Genomic DNA, 4,141 nt, shown 5'->3' with positions numbered 1-4,141 from the left:
TCTTCGTCACCCAGGATGTCGGACAGGACGACGAAGCGCTCGCCTTCCTTGACCAGGCCCATGGCGATACCGGCCACCGGCGACTTGACCGGCACGCCGGCGTCCATCAGGGCCAGCGACGAACCGCAGACCGAGGCCATCGACGAGGAGCCGTTGGATTCGGTGATTTCCGACACCACGCGGATGGTGTACGGGAAGGCTTCCAGCGACGGCATCACGGCCAGCACGCCGCGCTTGGCGAGGCGGCCGTGGCCGATTTCGCGACGCTTCGGACCCATCATGCGGCCGGTCTCACCCACCGAGTACGGGGGGAAGTTGTAATGGAACAGGAAGTTGTCCTTGTACTCACCGGACACGGCATCGATGACCTGGCCATCACGGGCGGTGCCCAGGGTGATGGTCACGATGGCCTGCGTTTCACCGCGGGTGAACAGCGAGGAACCGTGGGTACGCGGCAGGATGCCGGTCTTCACGGCGATCGGGCGGACGGTGTCCAGCGCACGGCCGTCGATGCGGACCTTGGTGTCCAGCACCGAGTTGCGCATGGTGCTGTATTCCAGCTCGCCGAATTCCTTGGACAGTTCGGCCGGGTTCCAGCCATCGGCGGCCACGCGGCCAGCCAGCGACTCGGTCACGTCCTTCTTGATCGCCGAGATGGCGTCACGGCGCTGCAGCTTGTCGCGCACCTGGAAGGCTTCGCCCAGGCGCGGGCCGATGGCTTCCTGCAGGGCGCTGATCAGGGCGTCGTTCTTGGCCGGGGCGACCCAGGTCGACGGCTTGGTGCCGGCTTCCACGGTCAGCTCGTTGATCGCGTTGATGACCTTCTGCATTTCGCGGTGACCGAAGGTCACAGCGCCCAGCATCACGTCTTCGGACAGCAGCGCGGCTTCGGATTCCACCATCAGCACGGCGTTGGCGGTACCGGCCACGACCAGCTCCAGCTCCGAATCCTTCAGCTCGGTCACGGTCGGGTTGAGGATGTACTCACCGTTCTTGTAACCAACCTTGGCGGCGGCGATCGGGCCCTTGAACGGGGTGCCGGCCAGCGACAGGGCGGCCGAGGCGCCGATCAGCGCGGCGATGTCGCCGTCGATGTCCGGGTTCAGCGACATCACCGTGGCGATGATCTGCACTTCGTTCTTGTAGTCTTCCGGGAACAGCGGACGGATCGGGCGATCGATCAGGCGCGAAATCAGCGTCTCTTTCTCGGTCGCGCGGCCTTCGCGCTTGAAGAACCCGCCCGGGATGCGGCCACCGGCATAGAACTTCTCCTGGTAATCGCAGGTCAGGGGGAAGAAGTCCTGGCCCTCACGCGCGCTCTTGGCAGCCACGGCGGAGACCAGCAGCACGGTGTCGTCGAACTTGACGATGACGGCGCCACCGGCCTGGCGGGCGATTTCGCCGGTCTCAAGCGTGACGGTGTGCTTGCCGTACTGGAAGGTTTTGGTGATTTTTGCCACGGGGGATTCCTTGGGAGGATGCTGTCTTCAATGGACCGTCGGCGACCCTTGCCGTCGACGGGTGACCGGAGGTCCGGTCCAGGCGTTTGATGCGGTACTACCAAAACAAAACCGCGGCGCATTCCTGCGCCGCGGTCGGGATTCCTGCTTAGCGACGCAGGCCGAGCTTTTCGATCAGGGCCTTGTAACGCACGCCGTCTTTCTTCTTCAGGTAGTCGAGCAGGCTGCGGCGGCGGTTGACCATCTGCAGCAGGCCACGACGGCTGTGGTGATCCTTCTTGTGGGTCTTGAAGTGGCCGGTCAGCAGCTCGATGCGGGCGGTCAGCAGGGCGACCTGCACTTCCGGGGAGCCGGTATCGGCCGAGCTGCGCTTGTTGTCTTCAATAACCTTCTGGGTGTCGATCGACATTTCTATTTTCTCTTGGATGCGTGGCCCGCAGAAACGTCGCATTGACGTACCGCGTGACTCGCCGTGAACGAAAGGATGAAACCGCGCCAAGCGGGATGCCTGAAAACGCCGCGAAATTGTAACGGTCGCGGCCGTCCGGGACAAGGTCCGGGGGCCGTGAGGGTCAGAGGTTGAAGCGCCGCTGGGGCGCCAGCATGCCGTCGGCGGCCACCTGGCCCAGACCCTGAATGGCCTGTTCCGGCCCATAGACCGTCACCACCCCCGGCGGCCAGGCCGGGTCGCGCAGGCGCTGGCCCAGGCAGAAGCGGCGGGCCTGTTCGGCGTCCAGCCGCACCTGCGGGTAATGCGCCAGGCCGGCCGAGATCGGCAGCAGCAGCGCGTCCATGGCCGCCTCGTCGCCCGCGGCCTGCAGGTCGCGCAGGGTGTCCAGGGACACCATCGGGGCATCGCGGAAGGGGTCCACCCACAACCGCCGCAGCCCGGCGATATGCGCACCGCAGCCCAGCGTCTCGCCCAGGTCGCGGGCCAGGCTGCGGATATAGGTGCCTGAACCGCAGGTCACGCGCAACGACAACCCGTCCGGGCGCTGCTGCAGCACCTCCAGCGCGTGGACCTCCACGTCGCGCTCGGGGGCCTCGATCGCCTCGCCCCGGCGCGCCTTCATGTACAGCGGCTCCCCGCCCTGCTTGAGTGCGGAATAGATCGGGGCGCGCTGGCGGATCGGCCCACGCAGGGGTGCCAGGGCCGCTTCCAGCTGGTCGGCGCTGATCGGCGGCACCGGCCGCTCGCGCAGCACCGCCCCGTCCGAATCGTCGGTGTCGGTGGTCTGGCCCAGCACCACCTCGGCGTCATAGGCCTTGGCCGAGCCCAACAGCAGCCCGGCGATCTTGGTGGCCTCGCCGAAGCACAGCGGCAACAGGCCGGTGGCCAGCGGGTCCAGGCTGCCGGTGTGGCCGCCCTTGTCGGCGCGGTACAGGCGGCGCGCGATCTGCAGGGCCGCGTTGGAGCTCATGCCGCCCGGCTTGTCGAGCAGCAGGATGCCGTCCAGGCGGCGGAACGTGATTCGGGATGCCATATCGTGGTTTCAATCGGCGCCGTGCGGCGCGGCCGGGGATGCCGGCGTTCAGCGGCGCGGTCGCTTGCCGACCCGGGCACCGCCCCATAAGACAACAGCCCTTTCGGGCTGTTGGTCCATCAATCGTTTTTCTTGCCGCTGTCGTCCGCTTCGCCGTCCTCGGCGTCGCCCTCGGGCTGTCGGCTCTGTTCGGCCGCCAGCGTATCGGGCAGCTCGCGCAGCAGGTTGTCGATGCGCTCGCCGCGGTCCACCGAATCATCGTAGTGGAAATGCAGCTCGGGCACGTGGCGCAGCTTCATCGCACGCGCCAGTTCCATGCGCAGCCCCCAGGCCAGTTCCTTCAGGCCCTTCATGGCCTCCACCGAACGCTCGGGCATCAGCGCCGTGACGAAAATCTTGGCATGGGCCATGTCACGGGTGATCTCCACGTCGGAGACGCTCACCGAAGGCAGCCCGTGTTCACGCACCGCGTTGTGCACGAGCGTTCCCAGTTCACGGCGGATCTGGGCGGAAACACGGTCGGTTCGATGGAAGGTTTTTGGCACGAGGGACTCTTGATTCAGTTGTCGCCCGACCAACGGCCGGGCGCTACAGGGTTGCGGAACCCGACCAAGGGTCGGGCGTTACGCCATGGCAGGGGCCGACCATTGGCCGGGCCACGCCACGACATTACAGGGTGCGCGGCACTTCGATGCGCTCGAAGCACTCGATCTGGTCACCCGGCTTGACGTCGTTGTAAGCCTTCACGCCGATACCGCATTCGGTACCGTTGCGGACTTCCTCGACGTTTTCCTTGAAGCGACGCAGCGATTCCAGCTCGCCTTCGAACACCACCACGCTGTCGCGCAGGACGCGGATCGGCTTGCTGCGCTTGACCGTACCTTCGATGATCATGCAGCCGGCGACCGCACCGAACTTCGAGCTGCGGAACACGTCGCGCACCTGGGCGATACCGATGATCTCTTCGCGGATTTCCACGCCGAGCAGACCGGAGGCCACCTGCTTCACCTGATCGATCACGTCATAGATGATCGAGAAGTAACGCAGGTCCACGCCGTTGGATTCGATGATGCGACGGGCCGAGGCATCGGCACGCACGTTGAAGCCGATCACGGTGGCCTTGGAGGCAACCGCCGAATTGGCGTCCGACTCGGTGATGCCGCCCACGCCGGAGTGGATCACGTTGATGCGGATGTC

At 65.9% G+C, this 4,141-nt stretch carries 5 protein-coding genes; all 5 read right to left on the bottom strand.

Annotated features, from left to right (window positions below; genetic code table 11):
- Positions 1-1,460 (bottom strand): polyribonucleotide nucleotidyltransferase (gene pnp / locus RSA25_RS10765; RefSeq protein WP_332808877.1); only part of this gene is annotated, 1,460 nt, incomplete at its 3' end.
- Positions 1,461-1,608: 148 nt separating this feature from the next.
- The gene (rpsO, locus tag RSA25_RS10760) at positions 1,609-1,869 is read right to left on the bottom strand and encodes a 30S ribosomal protein S15 (RefSeq protein WP_017355941.1); all 261 of its coding nucleotides are present in this window, start codon (positions 1,867-1,869) and stop codon (positions 1,609-1,611) included.
- 163 nt (positions 1,870-2,032) lie between these two features.
- Positions 2,033-2,944 (bottom strand): tRNA pseudouridine(55) synthase TruB, encoded by a 912-nt coding sequence (gene truB / locus RSA25_RS10755; RefSeq protein ID WP_332808876.1) that lies wholly within the window; start codon positions 2,942-2,944, stop codon positions 2,033-2,035.
- A gap of 119 nt (positions 2,945-3,063) precedes the next feature.
- Positions 3,064-3,489, bottom strand: a complete 426-nt coding sequence (gene rbfA, locus RSA25_RS10750; RefSeq protein WP_332808875.1) for a 30S ribosome-binding factor RbfA — start codon at positions 3,487-3,489, stop codon at positions 3,064-3,066.
- A gap of 124 nt (positions 3,490-3,613) precedes the next feature.
- A partial coding sequence (locus tag RSA25_RS10745; protein WP_332808874.1) for an EF-Tu/IF-2/RF-3 family GTPase occupies positions 3,614-4,141 on the bottom strand: 528 nt, incomplete at its 5' end.

The sequence above is a fragment of the Stenotrophomonas sp. genome, assembly GCF_036662295.1.
Classification (GTDB): domain Bacteria; phylum Pseudomonadota; class Gammaproteobacteria; order Xanthomonadales; family Xanthomonadaceae; genus Stenotrophomonas.
Note: the sequence above shows the minus strand (reverse complement) of the source record. Positions and strands in the feature narration are given on the sequence as shown.

Bases quoted from the DNA above. Each gene is read 5' to 3' on its own strand.
- rpsO (WP_017355941.1), bottom strand. From the start codon at position 1,869: ATGTCGATCGACACCCAGAAGGTTATTGAAGACAACAAGCGCAGCTCG.
- truB (WP_332808876.1), bottom strand. From the start codon at position 2,944: ATGGCATCCCGAATCACGTTCCGCCGCCTGGACGGCATCCTGCTGCTC.